This window comes from Mycobacterium sp. (genome assembly GCF_049673265.1).
In the GTDB taxonomy this organism is placed as follows: Bacteria; Actinomycetota; Actinomycetes; order Mycobacteriales; family Mycobacteriaceae; genus Mycobacterium.
In genome coordinates this window covers 1-12,522 of the sequence record NZ_JBATXN010000073.1, presented here as the reverse complement: position 1 = coordinate 12,522, position 12,522 = coordinate 1, and the positions used below count along the sequence as shown (strand labels likewise).

12 protein-coding genes and 1 pseudogene are annotated in these 12,522 nt (G+C 67.1%); 3 read left to right on the top strand and 10 right to left on the bottom strand.

Annotated elements, in window-relative coordinates; translation table 11 throughout:
- Positions 1-495, bottom strand: a pseudogene (locus WBF82_RS02675) (hypothetical protein); the annotation flags it as partial.
- 83 nt (positions 496-578) lie between these two features.
- On the opposite strand from WBF82_RS02675, the gene WBF82_RS02670 reads away from it, so the two are divergent.
- A complete protein-coding gene (locus tag WBF82_RS02670; RefSeq protein WP_424381552.1) occupies positions 579-1,901 on the top strand; it encodes a glycosyltransferase 87 family protein in 1,323 nt (440 codons plus the stop codon).
- 11 nt (positions 1,902-1,912) lie between these two features.
- On the opposite strand, the gene WBF82_RS02665 is transcribed toward WBF82_RS02670, so the two are convergent.
- The 5 genes from WBF82_RS02665 to WBF82_RS02645 form a co-directional block, all read right to left on the bottom strand.
- Positions 1,913-2,650 (bottom strand): lysophospholipid acyltransferase family protein, encoded by a 738-nt coding sequence (locus tag WBF82_RS02665; RefSeq protein ID WP_424381551.1) that lies wholly within the window; start codon positions 2,648-2,650, stop codon positions 1,913-1,915.
- A gap of 137 nt (positions 2,651-2,787) precedes the next feature.
- Complete coding sequence (locus WBF82_RS02660; protein ID WP_424381550.1) at positions 2,788-3,165, bottom strand: hypothetical protein; 378 nt, start codon at positions 3,163-3,165, stop codon at positions 2,788-2,790.
- A complete protein-coding gene (locus tag WBF82_RS02655; protein WP_424381549.1) occupies positions 3,162-4,442 on the bottom strand; it encodes an ArsA family ATPase in 1,281 nt (426 codons plus the stop codon). Before WBF82_RS02655 ends, WBF82_RS02660 begins: the two co-directional genes overlap by 4 nt.
- A complete protein-coding gene (locus tag WBF82_RS02650; protein ID WP_424381548.1) occupies positions 4,439-4,876 on the bottom strand; it encodes an SRPBCC family protein in 438 nt (145 codons plus the stop codon). Before WBF82_RS02650 ends, WBF82_RS02655 begins: the two co-directional genes overlap by 4 nt.
- A gap of 87 nt (positions 4,877-4,963) precedes the next feature.
- Positions 4,964-5,362 carry a polyketide cyclase / dehydrase and lipid transport gene (locus WBF82_RS02645; RefSeq protein WP_424381547.1) on the bottom strand — a complete coding sequence of 133 codons (399 nt, stop codon included), beginning with the start codon at positions 5,360-5,362 and terminating at the stop codon, positions 4,964-4,966.
- A gap of 122 nt (positions 5,363-5,484) precedes the next feature.
- On the opposite strand from WBF82_RS02645, the gene WBF82_RS02640 reads away from it, so the two are divergent.
- Positions 5,485-7,287 carry an AMP-dependent synthetase/ligase gene (locus WBF82_RS02640; RefSeq protein WP_424381546.1) on the top strand — a complete coding sequence of 601 codons (1,803 nt, stop codon included), beginning with the start codon at positions 5,485-5,487 and terminating at the stop codon, positions 7,285-7,287.
- Here the strand turns inward: WBF82_RS02640 and pimB are convergent.
- The 4 genes from pimB to WBF82_RS02620 all read right to left on the bottom strand — a co-directional run bounded on the left by pimB (position 7,284) and on the right by WBF82_RS02620 (position 10,808).
- Positions 7,284-8,420 carry a GDP-mannose-dependent alpha-(1-6)-phosphatidylinositol monomannoside mannosyltransferase gene (gene pimB, locus WBF82_RS02635; RefSeq protein ID WP_424381545.1) on the bottom strand — a complete coding sequence of 379 codons (1,137 nt, stop codon included), beginning with the start codon at positions 8,418-8,420 and terminating at the stop codon, positions 7,284-7,286. The two genes, WBF82_RS02640 and pimB, sit on opposite strands and share 4 nt — an antisense overlap.
- A gap of 9 nt (positions 8,421-8,429) precedes the next feature.
- Positions 8,430-9,257, bottom strand: a complete 828-nt coding sequence (locus WBF82_RS02630; RefSeq protein WP_424381555.1) for a hypothetical protein — start codon at positions 9,255-9,257, stop codon at positions 8,430-8,432.
- A 43-nt stretch (positions 9,258-9,300) separates the two neighbouring features.
- Positions 9,301-10,419, bottom strand: a complete 1,119-nt coding sequence (ripC, locus tag WBF82_RS02625; protein WP_424381554.1) for a peptidoglycan hydrolase RipC — start codon at positions 10,417-10,419, stop codon at positions 9,301-9,303.
- A 137-nt stretch (positions 10,420-10,556) separates the two neighbouring features.
- Complete coding sequence (locus WBF82_RS02620) at positions 10,557-10,808, bottom strand: hypothetical protein (RefSeq protein WP_424381544.1); 252 nt, start codon at positions 10,806-10,808, stop codon at positions 10,557-10,559.
- A 149-nt stretch (positions 10,809-10,957) separates the two neighbouring features.
- Here WBF82_RS02620 and WBF82_RS02615 point away from each other — a divergent pair.
- The coding region (locus WBF82_RS02615) for a DEDD exonuclease domain-containing protein (RefSeq protein WP_424381553.1) at positions 10,958-12,522 on the top strand (1,565 nt) is incomplete at its 3' end.

Sequence of the window (12,522 nt, the reverse complement as noted above, 5' to 3'; positions counted from 1 at the left end):
CAGCAGCACGGAGTTGGTGGTGTCATGCCACAGGCTGACGAAGAACAAAAACGGGTGCAGTCCCAGCACCAGCAGTCCGCCGACCGCCACTGCGGCGAACACCGCGTCGACCGACGTCCGCCCGTCTTCCTCCCAATAGACGTCTGACAGGTGCAGGATCAGCGCGTACTCATCGAGCACCAGCGCGGCGCCGATGCCGAAGACGATGGCGATCGCGGTGTCTTCGAGCTGATTTCCGGTGACCGACAGCGCCACCAACGCCACCCCGGAGGCCATCACCATCAGGACCCCGACCACCACGTGGTGGATGTGCTTGGTCCCAACCTGAATATTGCGTGGCTCCCACCACCGAGGCGGCCTGCCGGATGCGGCCCGACTACGGATCGAGCGCACCAGTGAGCGCGCCACGAAAAAGGTGAGGATGAAGGCGATCAGACAGCACAGCAACGGCAGTCGACCGCGGCCGACGATGTCGTCTTGGAACCAACGGAGCACTCTAGGAAAGCTACGCCCACTTCGCGCTGACGGCGCTCCGCGACACCGATTGACCCATCCGCACCGATAGGCTGTTCAGCGACATGAGTACACGGCAGTCGCCCGACGTGGGCAGTTTGCGCGGGCTGAAAGCCACGCTGCGGCCGGGTGTCTGGCGAAATGCCTGGTGGGCGTTACTCCAGCTGGTGGCCTTGGCAGCGCTGGGCTACGCAGGGTGGCGGCTCGTCGGTCACCTCCCGTACCGCATCGACATCGACGTCTACCGGATGGGCGGCCAAGCATGGCTGGATAACCGTCCGCTCTACAACGATGGTGCGCTATTTCACACGCCGATCGGCTTGGACCTCCCGTTCACCTATCCGCCGCTCGCCGCGATCGTGTTCTGCCCCTTCGCCTGGTTGGGTCTGCCGGCCGCCAGCGTGACGATCACGCTGATCACGTTGGCGCTGCTGCTGGTCTCCACGATGATCGTGCTGACCCGGCTCGACGTGTGGAGCACTGCCCGGACGGTGCCTGGGCCGGCGTGGTTGCGCCGCTGGTGGTTGACGGCGCTGATCGTCGCGGCGGCAGCGATCTGGCTGGAGCCGATCAAGTCGAACTTCGCCTTTGGACAAATCAATGTCGTGCTGATGACGTTGGTGATCGCCGACTGTGTGCCGCGCCGTACCCCGTGGCCGCGTGGGCTGCTGCTGGGACTGGGCATCGCGCTCAAACTGACCCCGGCGGTGTTCCTGCTGTATTTCCTGCTGCGCCGGGATAAGCGCGCCATGTTGACCTCGATAGCGTCTTTTTTGGGTGCCACGCTGGCCGGGTTTGCACTGGCCTGGAACGACTCCTTGCAGTACTGGAGTGACACCGTCCGCAACACCGATCGGATCGGGGCGGCGAGCTTGAACACCAACCAGAACGTCGCCGGGGCGCTGGCGCGGCTGGGGCTGGGCGATCACCAACGCTTCCTGCCCTGGGCGGCCGCCTGCCTGCTCGTGCTGGCACTGACGGTGTGGGCGGCGCGACGGGTGTTGCGCGCCGACGAACCCACGCTGGCGGTGATGTGCGTTGCGCTGTTCGGGCTCACGGTTTCGCCGGTGTCCTGGTCGCACCACTGGGTGTGGATGCTGCCGACTGTGGTGGTGACGGCGGTGCTGGCGTGGCGGCGACGCAACGCCGCGCTTGCCGCGGTCAGCGCGGCGGGGCTGGCGGTGATGATCTGGACGCCGATCGATCTGCTTCCCAAGCACCACGAGCTAAGCGCCGCGGGGTGGCGTCAATTCGCCGGCGTGTCCTACCTGTGGTGGGCGCTGGCGACCATCGTCGCGGCCGGCGCCACGGTCGCAGTCAGCGCGGCGACCGCCGGTGCACCACGGGCGGCGACGACCACGCCGGCGCCGGTTTCAGCGGTCGGCTGAACTGCGATTCGCTAGCCCGCCGCGGTCTCAGGAATGCGAGTGGGCGATTGCGTCGCCGGTTCGGACCCGTTGGCGTCACTGCCGTTTTTGACGCTGGCTGCGTAGATGTCGACGTATTCCTGACCGGAAAGGCCCATCAGCTCGTAGATCACCTCGTCGATGACGGCGCGTTCGATGAAGCGGTTGCCCGCGAGCCCGTCGAATCGGGAGAAGTCCATCGGCTTGCCGAATCGGACGGTGACCCGGCCGAATCGCCACATCTTGCTGCCGGGCGGGTTGACGACGTTGGTGCCGATCATCGCTACCGGTATCACCGGAACGCCGGTTTCCAGCGCCAGCCGAGCCAACCCCGTCTTGCCTTTGTACAGCCTGCCGTCGGGCGAGCGGGTGCCCTCGGGATACATGCCGAGCAGCTTGCCCTGGCTCAGCAACCGTTCAGCGGTGTTCAACGCGGCCTGCGCGGCGTCGGCATCGCTGCGGTCGATCGGCACCTGTCCGGTAGTGCCGTAAAACCAGCGCTGGAACCAACCCTTCAGCCCGGTGCCGGTGAAATATTCGGCCTTCGCCAGGAACGTGATCCGGCGCCGGACAACCAGCGGCAGATAGAAACTGTCGGCGACCGCCAGATGGTTACTCGCCAGGATCGCCGGGCCGGACTGCGGGACGTATTCCAGGCCTTCAACTTTCGGCCGACCAAGTAAGGCAAGCAACGGGCCCATGAAGATGTACTTGAAAAGCCAGTACCACATGGACCCTCCCACTTGCCCCTCGACCGATGGTGTTCTGCGCCAACTGTACCGATCGAGTGTGCATAGGACCACAGCGACGGTTGGACCTGCTTACTCTTCGGCGGTGAGCCGGCTGCCGTTAACCCGGACCGCCGCGGCTACTCCTCGACGGTGACGCTGATGGGTTGATACCGGCTCGGCGCGCCGGCATCGGCTGCGGTATCGGCCACGGCACTGCCGCCCGGTCCGCCGCCCGGCGGCGGCTTCGATCCGTCGACTTGATCTATCAGGGCCCGGATCACCGCCAGCAGCGCGACGCTGTGTTCGGCGATGACGGTCAACAACGGATGTTCTTCCCCGCTCACCACCGCGGCCAACGCACACACCGGACACCACACCTGCTGGCACTTTCCGGTGCCGGCGCCGTCGCCAAGCACCCGTGACGCCGCCAAGCGCACGGCAGGGTCGATCCCGTCGAGGATGCTCTGAGCGAGTTTGCGCAACTCGGGCCCGATGTCGGGGTGGACGCCAGTCACTTCGGCCACACCTCCGGATCAGGTTGAAAACGCACCGTCAACTCGCTACCGCGAAGATGCGCGTCCAGTACCGTGCATCGCCGCAAGACGGACGCTAACCGCACTCTGCGCCGCATCCCGCCCGCGCCGACGATCAGATCGTCGCCGACCCGGCCAAGGGTAAGCGCGCCGGAGTCGATCTGCGGCAACTCTAGCCGCAATCGGTAGACCGACTGCAGACCGGATCCAGACTCCAGCTCGACGACCGGACGCAACGGTCCCGGCGGTGCTGAGCTGCCGCGACGGCGCGCGCTGTCCAGCAGCTCCGCCAGCGCTTTGGCGCCGATCGGCTCACCGGCCAGATGCGGGGTGAGCACCAGGGCCACATCGCCGATGGCGCCGTTCAGTTCGTCGAGCACAGCCCGCTGCTCACTGATTCGCTCGGAATACCAGTCGAAGGCCGGATGGGCGGGCAGATTGCGGTACTCGTAGGAATCGTCCTGCACCAGAATCTGGTTGACGATCAATTCCTCGACTCGCACGCCCATCAAGGCCAACGAACCCAGGGTCCGGACCGCTTCGGCCGCCACCACCCGTTCGGCGGTGAGGACCAGATGCGCACCGACGCGGGTGGGGTCGGTCAGCAGCGCGCTGAGCGTCTCGACGCTCGCGCTGATGCGTTCAAGCAGTTCCACCACCGCCGTCGACCGCGCATCGTCGGCGGCGGCGGAAAGCCTCCGGTGTCGCGGCCATCCGCGCTCGACGTACATCGCAAAGGTGGCCGGCAGGGTCAGCATCCGCATCGCGTCGGCGGTGGAGGCACAGTCGACCACGATGTGGTCCCACTGCCCAGCGCAAGCCAACTCGCCGACCTCATGCAGCCCGAGGACTTCCTGCACTCCGGGCAGTGCCGAAAGTTCTTCGGGGGCAATCTCACCCAGCTCTGATTCTGTGAAGCGTCGGCCCAGTGTGTCGACCACTGTGCGCCAACGAGCCTCGAGCAGCGCCAGGGTATCCATCGCCAGCGCGTCGAGGAAGCCGCCGCCCGCGTCGGTCGCCCCGGTTTCCAGGTCGGCGAGTACCCGGACCGGATCGCGCCGGCCGGACGGCGTGACCGTGATCCCGAGCACGTCACCCAATGAGTGCGCTTGGTCGGTGGATACCAACAGCACCCGCTGACCGGCGCGCGCTTCACGCACGGCGGTCGCGGCCGCCAAAGTGGACTTTCCTACCCCGCCCTTGCCGACGAAAAGACTGATCCGAGTGGACGAGGGCGCTACCGATTCACCCAGCCTCACTCAGCCTCGACTCGTTTCTTCAGATCCTTCAGAGCGGTGTCGATCAACCTGCGCTCGGCCTTGCGCTTGAGCAAGCCGATCATCGGGATAGCTATGTCGACGGTGAGCTCGTAGGTGACGTCGGTACCAGAGCCCTTGGACGCCAACCGATATACGCCGTCGAGGGACCGCAACAACGAGCTGGAGACCAGCGACCAGCGCACCGATTTGCGATCTTTCGGCCACTCGTAGGACAGCACCAACGTGTCTTTGAGGACGCTGGTGTCCAGCACCAGCCGCGCCACCTTGGGGTTCCCGTTGCCGTCGGCCTCGAGTACTTCAGCCTCCCGATATTCCGACACCCAATCGGGATACGAGCCGATATCCGCGATCACATCCATTACCGTGCTGGGATCCGCGTCGATGTAGATCGTCTGCGCCGTCTTCTCCGCCACCTAGTCGCTTCCTTCTCCCCCGTACGCGGTCGCCACCCTGCGAGCTGTACCGCCACCCACGGCAGAAACGGTACTCCCCGGTTGAACTCAGACCTGGTCAAGTACCGGAGAAACCCCGACCGGCCGGGAGCGCTCGAGCGTTGTCTTCACCTCGAAGGCCATTCGCTTGCCGGCGACGCGGCGGCGATGGGTGATTCTGCTGAAGTTCATCCTGGCCAATTGCCAGGCCGCCACTCCGGACGGCTCGGCATGCAGGAAGTAGTGCAACACCACGCCGTCCAGCGCAGGCTCCAGCCAGATTTCCATGGTCCCGGTCAGCGGCCCGGTCACCGTCCATCGGATTCCTAACGGCCCGCGGTCTTCGATGATCCGCAGCCGCAGATCAGGCCACCACCGCCGCCAGTTGGCCGGATCACCGACTGCGGCGCCGACGCGTGCCGGGTCGGCAGCGACAAACGTCTCGTCGGCGATTTGAACTCTGTGCACGGCCCCTAGCTTCACATACCGCACGGATGGCCGCATAACACCACCCGGGATCGCCCAGACTAGGCTGAGTCCAGCATTTTGCCCGGCTACCCGGCGGAAAAAACTCAAGCGAGGTCACAAGAGTGCGTGAATTCAGCGTTCCCGCCCCGTTCACGGTGGGCGAGCACGACAACATCGTCGACGCAGTGTTCTCCCACGAGCGCGACGAGCCCGACACCGTAATTTTTCAGCGCCTGGTCGACGGCGCCTGGATTGACGTTACCTGCGCCGCCGCCGCGGCCCAAATCCGCTCGGCAGCACTGGGTTTGATCGCACAAGGGGTACAGGCCGGTGACCGGGTGGTTATCTTCTCGGCCACTCGCTACGAGTGGGCGATCCTCGATCTGGCGATCCTGGCGGTAGGCGCGGTCACCGTCCCGATCTACGAAACGTCCTCAGCCGAGCAAGTGCGCTGGGTACTCTCCGACTCGGGTGCAGTGGTGGTGTTCGCCGAAACCGACGCCCACGCGAAGATGGTCACCGAGCTCACCGGCGACCTGCCTGAGCTGCGGCGCGTGCTGCAAATCGACGGTTCGGACGCCGCGGCCCTCGAGCAACTCGAGCGCGATGGCGCGTCGGTCGAGCCGGCCGAGCTGACCGCCCGCCTCGAGGCGTTGCGCAGCGACGACCCGGCGACGCTGATCTACACCTCTGGTACCACCGGGCGCCCGAAGGGTTGCGAACTGACCCACTCCAACTTGGTCTACGAAACCCGGGGCGCCAAGGAGGTTCTGCCCACGCTGCTGCGCAAGGGCGAGCGGCTGCTGGTCTTCCTGCCGCTGGCGCACGTGTTGGCCCGCGCACTCACGTTGAGCGCCTTCCACAATAAGGTCATCGTCGGATTCACCAGTGACATCAAGAATCTGGTGCCAATGTTCGGGGTGTTCAAACCGACGGTCGTGGTGTCGGTGCCCCGGGTGTTCGAGAAGGTGTACAACACTGCGGCGCAGAACGCCGCCAGCGACGGGAAGGGCCGCATCTTCGCGATCGCCGCACAGACCGCAGTCGACTGGAGCGAGGCGCAGGATCGTGGCGGCCCGGGTGTAGTGCTGCGGGCCAAGCACGCGCTGTTCGATCGGCTGGTCTACCACAAGCTGCGCGCGGCGCTGGGCGGTGACTGCCGCGCGTCGGTCTCTGGCGGCGCACCGCTGGGCGCGCGGCTGGGCCACTTCTACCGCGGCGTCGGCCTCACCGTGTACGAGGGCTACGGGCTGACCGAGACCAGTGCGGCGATCACCGTTAACCAGGTCGGCGCCCTGAAGGTCGGCACCGTCGGAAAGTTGTTGCCGGGCAACAGCTTGCGCATCGCCGACGACGGCGAGCTGTTGGTGCGCGGCGGTGTGGTGTTCGAGGGCTATTGGCACAACGAGCAGGCCACCAACGAAGCAATGGAAGACGGCTGGTTCAAGACCGGTGACCTAGGGGAAGTCGACGACGACGGGTTCCTGACGATCACCGGCCGCAAGAAGGAGATCATCGTCACCGCCGGAGGCAAGAACGTCGCCCCGGCCGTATTGGAGGATCAGCTACGGGCGCATCCACTGATCAGCCAGGCCATGGTCGTCGGCGACGCACGGCCGTTCGTCGGCGCGCTGATCACCATCGATCCCGAGGCGTTCGAGGGCTGGAAGCAGCGCAACAGCAAGCCCGCCGAAGCGCCGGTGAGCGATCTGGTCAGCGACCCCGACCTGAACGCCGAGGTGGACGCGGCCGTCAAACAGGCCAATTTGGTGGTGTCGCATGCAGAGTCGATCCGCAAATTCCGCATCCTGACAGTCGACTTCACCGAGGACACCGGCGAGCTCACCCCGACGATGAAGGTCAAGCGCAAGGTGGTGGCCGAGAAGTTCGCCCACGACATTGACGAGATCTACGCGAAGGGCTAGCCGCCAACCAACTCGGATAGCCTGGCGGCCAATGCATCCCACCGCCACTGCGCGGTGACCCAATCCCGGCCGGCGGCGCCCATCGCAGCGGCGCGATCCGGGTCGGCGAGCAGCTCGGCGACGGCGTCGGCGATCTGGTTCACCGAACGACCATCTACTACTAACCCAGTCTTGTTGTGCCGCACCGTTTCCGGCGCGCCGCCCGAGCGTCCGGCGATGACTGGCACACCGGTCGCGGAAGCTTCCAGAAACACAATGCCCAGCCCCTCGACGTCGAGCCCGGCCCCGCGGGTGCGGCATGGCATCGCGAACACATCGGCCATCGCATGGTAGGCGGGCAGCTCGGCGGCCGGCACCCCGCCGGTGAACGTCACGTGTTCGCTCACGCCGAGGCGCTCGGTTAGCCCGCGCAGCCTGTCCAGATATGGACCACCGCCGGCGATTACGAGCGCGGCCCCGTCCACGCGCTGACGGACTGCCGGCAGCGCCCGAATCAGCATGTCCTGCCCCTTGCGCGGCACCAGCCGCGACAGGCACACCACGGTGGGCCGCTCGCCCAGGCGCAAGCGGGTGCGTAACTCGGCGCGGCTTGCCGGGTCCGGACGGAATCGGTCGGTGTCCACCCCGGGCGGCAGGTGCTCCAGCGCGGCCTTCGGCCCGAACGCCGGCGCGAACCGCCCTCGGGTATAGCGGCTGACGAAGGTGACGACGTCGCTGTCGTCACCGATGCGACGCAGCACCGACCGTGCCACCGGAAGCATCGACCACCCGACCTCGTGGCCGTGAGTGCTGGCCAACACCCGGCTTGCACCGGCTTGACGGGCGCGCTGCGCAAGCAGTCCCAAAGGCGCCGCGGCGCCGAACCAGACGGTGTCGATCTCATGCTCGGCGATCAGGCGGCGCATCCGGACGTCGACGCTGGGCACGGGCAGCATCAAAGTCGACGGGTGACGCACCACCTGATAGCCCCCGGTTTGAGCATCAAAGGCGTCGGCGCCTTTCCACTGCGGCGCGTAGACCACGACGGTGTGCTGCCCGGTGGCGGCCAGTCGAGAAACCAGCTCGACCAGATAGGACTGGATGCCGCCGCGCCGGGGCGGAAAGTCGTTGGTTACCAGCAGGACCCGGGACACCTGGGTAGGTTAGCGGGTCAGCCATCGCTGCCAGTCGGCGAGCACACCCGCGGTGTCGACGCCCATGACGGTTTGCAGCGCGGTGGGTAGGTCGGGGTGCCCGACGCCGCACGCTGCCTGGTAGAGCGCACGCAGTGTCGTCGTCCCGCGGGTGTCGGCGACAAAACGCGCGAACCACCACGCCCGGTCGTAGGCCAACGAACGCTGTTGCCCGGGCGCGTCAAGGTCGGCGTCGGACGGCAACGCTGCCGGCAGCTGCGTCAGCTTGGGCAGCGGCGTGCGCGGCCTGGCGACGTAGTCAGCCACACCTTCGGTCAGCCACCGCGGCGCATCGACTGCTGTGTCGGCGCGGGTGGCGTAGTGAAAAAGCTCGTGGCTCAACACGATTCGTAATGCCGGGTCACTCATGTCGACGGCGCCTGGTGCGAACACAATCCGCTGGCCGATCGCCATCCGCCGTACCGGATCCACCCGGTCGGCAACGGCCACCGCCGCGATATCGGCCCACTGCCCCGCGGGCCCTCCGCCGGCCTCGGTCTCGAATTGCGGTTGCGAGCCGGTGGCGACCACGGCGATGTCGCGCGGCCAATCGGTCCCCCAGAACGCCTCTGCGGCGTCGACGGACTGGCCGATGGTCGCAGCGACCCGGCGCAGCAGGACCACCGCTCGCGGGCCGCCGAGATTAGTCATCCGCACCGTGCGATCGCCGGCGACGACGACCCGCGGCGCTTCTGCGCCGACCGCCGCGGGTGGGGCCCGGTGGGCTGGTTGTGCGGGTGCTATCCGCCCCGGGCCGAGTACCGAGACGGCGCCGAAGACGAGTTCGGTGACGAATATGCCGGCCAGTAGCCAGCGCCGACGGTGTGTATGCCGTCGGCGGTCAGTAACGGCGGGCGTCGTAGATCGGGCCGGACGAAGTCATCGGCACCACCCGCACCGGCACGCCGTAGGTGGACGAGTGGACCATCAGGCCGTCACCGATGTAGAGGCCGGCGTGGGAGGCGTCGGAATAGAAGGTCAGCACGTCACCTGGCTGCAGGTCCGACAGCGAGACCGGCTGGCCGCCGTGGGCCAGCGCCTGGCTGGAATGCGGTAGCGCGATGCCGGCCTGCTGGAACGCCCACATCACCAAGCCGGAGCAGTCGAATCCGCCGGGCGCGGCGCCACCCCAGGTGTAGGGCGCACCGACCTGGGTCAGCGCAGCCTGCACGGCGATGGCGCCCTGACCGCTGCCGGGTGCGGCGGCGGATCCAGGTCCCGGGCTGCCCGGCTGCCCGCCGCCCGGCGGTAATGCCTCTGGACCGGGAGCGGCCGCCATGGCCGCGGCCGGCGGGACGGGCCCGGGCGCGGCCAGCTCGGTGCGCTGGTTGGGGCTCAGCGTGAGGTACTGCGACTTGACGATGGCGATCTGCAGCTGCAGCTGGCTTTGTTTGGACTGCAGCTTGGCGCGCACCGCAGCGGCCTGCTCGGCCGCGGTCTTGGCGTCGGCGGCCGATTTCGCTGATGCCTGTTCAGCTTGGGTGGCCTGCTCGCGGCTGGCGCGGTAGTTGGCCATCTGCTCACGCATTGCGGTAGACATCACCCGCTGCACGGCCAATTTGCCGATCAGCTGCTGTGGCGACTCGGCGGTCATGATGGCATTCAGGCCATCGGTCCGGCCACCCATATACGACGCTGCCGCAAACTTGTCGATGCCAGCCTGAAATGTTGCCAACCGCGACTTCGCGGCGTCTGCGGCGGCCACGTCGTCGGTGTGCTTCTTGTCGGCGGCACGCTGCGCGGCCAGCTTGTTGTTGAGGTCGAGCTGGGCGCTGTGCATGGCTTCGGTGGTCTGCTCAGCCTGCCGGGACAGCTCACTAAGCTTTGCCATGCCGTCATTGGCTGGGTCGGCCAGCACATTGCTGGCGGCAACGCCGGTTAGAGCGACGGACCCAGCTAGCGCTGCGATAGCAAGACGCTTGGCTGCGCGCAAACACGCGCTCCTACCGATATGCCCCAACCCCAAGACTTTGCATCCTTAAAACCCGTCGGCTACGCGGCCGAATCTGCTCTAGGTCTCAGATAGGTTACGAAACGGCATCGAGCTTGTCCAACTCTGGATGATTAAGAAAACAGCAAGATTTCAACGTAACGCCGTTAGGCTACCCCGGGTCGCTGACGGTGAATGGGAACCAGCCGCAGCCTCGGGGCCATACCCGCGTCGGCGAGCACCTCCAGTGCGGCGCGCTCGTCCTCCAGCAAAGTTTCCGGTACCCCGAGTATCACACTGACGACGCAGTCACGACATCCCGGACCGCGTACTGCGCAGTCGTCACAATCGATGACTACTGGTTCTGCCGGTTCAGGCGGGTCTGCTGCCGTCCGGTCGGGCTTGCCTAGGTGCGCCATCTCGTTGGTCCTCTCGGTCTTTTGGGTGGCCTTGCGGTCACGCTAACCGCCGGCACCGACAGATCTCGCCGCCTCATTTCCGCTTGACCCCCCGCCTCCTCCTCGGACCGCTGCGCGGCTGGCATCCGTGCGCAATCCCCGAGCTGTCGGTGCGTCTGCCTAACGTCACGGCCATGGGCACGCCCGCCGGCGAGCAGCTGAGCCTCCCCGACTTCGACGGGGCTGCCGAAACAGCGCTGCGTGAGACCACATTCGTGGTCGTAGACCTGGAGACCACCGGCGGTCGGATGACCGCTGGTGAGGGCACCGCCGCCGACGCCATTACCGAGATCGGGGCGGTCAAAGTGCGCGGCGGTGTGGTGCTGGGCGAGTTTGCCACCCTGGTCGACCCGCAGCGCAGCATCCCGCCGCAGATCGTGCACCTGACCGGCATCACCACAGCGATGGTGTGCGATGCCCCGACGATCGGTGCAGTGTTGCCGATGTTTTTCGAGTTCGCCCGCGGTGCGGTGCTGGTAGCCCACAACGCCAGGTTCGATGTCGGGTTTTTGCGGGCCGCCGCCGATCAGTGCGGCATCGTGTGGCGGCGGCCGCAAGTGCTGTGCACCGTCCAGCTCGCCCGCAGGGTGCTCACCCGCGAGGAAGCTCCCAGCGTCCGACTGGCAGCGCTGGCCCGGCTGTTCGCCGTCGCCAGCGAGCCCACCCACCGAGCGCTCGACGACGCGCGGGCCACCGTCGATGTGCTGCACGCGCTGATCGAGCGCGTCGGTAATCAAGGGGTGCACACCTACGCCGACTTGCGCTCGTATCTGCCCAACGTGACGCCCGCACAGCGGCGTAAACGAGTGCTGGCCCACGGGTTACCGCGCCGGCCAGGGGTCTACCTGTTTCGTGGGCCGGCCGGCGAGGTGCTCTACGTCGGCACGGCAATTGACTTACGGCGCAGGGTAAGTCAGTACTTCAACGGCTCGGATCAGCGCAGCCGGATCAAGGAGATGGTCGGGCTGGCGGCCGCCGTCGAGCATGTCGAATGCGCGCACGGGCTGGAGGCCGGTGTCCGCGAACTGCGGATGCTGGCCGCGCACGCCCCGCCCTACAACCGCCGTTCGAGATTCCCGCACCGGTGGTGGTGGGTGATGCTGAGCGACGAGGCCTTTCCCCGATTTTCGACTACCCGGACGCCCCGCCACGACCGCGCCGTGGGCCCGTTTCGCTCACGCGCCGACGCCGTCGACACCGCCGCCCTGCTGGCGCGGTTCACCGGTGTGCGCACCTGCACCAAGCGGCTGGCCCGTTCGGCGCTGCATGGACCGGCCTGCCCGCAGCGTGAGGTTTCGCCATGTCCGGCTGCGCGCGATGTGACCGCCGGCCAATACGCCGCGGCGGCCGATCGCGCCGCGGCGTTGATCGACGGCGTGGACAACACCGCGCTGGCCGCGGCCGTGCAGCAGATCGCCGACCTTGCCGACCGGCAGCGCTACGAGAGCGCCGCCCGGCTACGCGATCACACGGTCACCGCGGTCGAGGTGCTCTGGCGTGGTCAGCGCCTGCGTGTGCTGGCCACGCTGCCGGAGTTGGTGGCCGCCGCTCCGGACGGCGACGGCGGTTGGCAGCTCGCCGTCATCCGCCATGGCCAGCTCGCGGCGGCGGGCACTGCTCGGCGCGGCGTGCCGCCGATGCCCGTCGTCGACGCCATCCGGGCGGGCTCACAGGT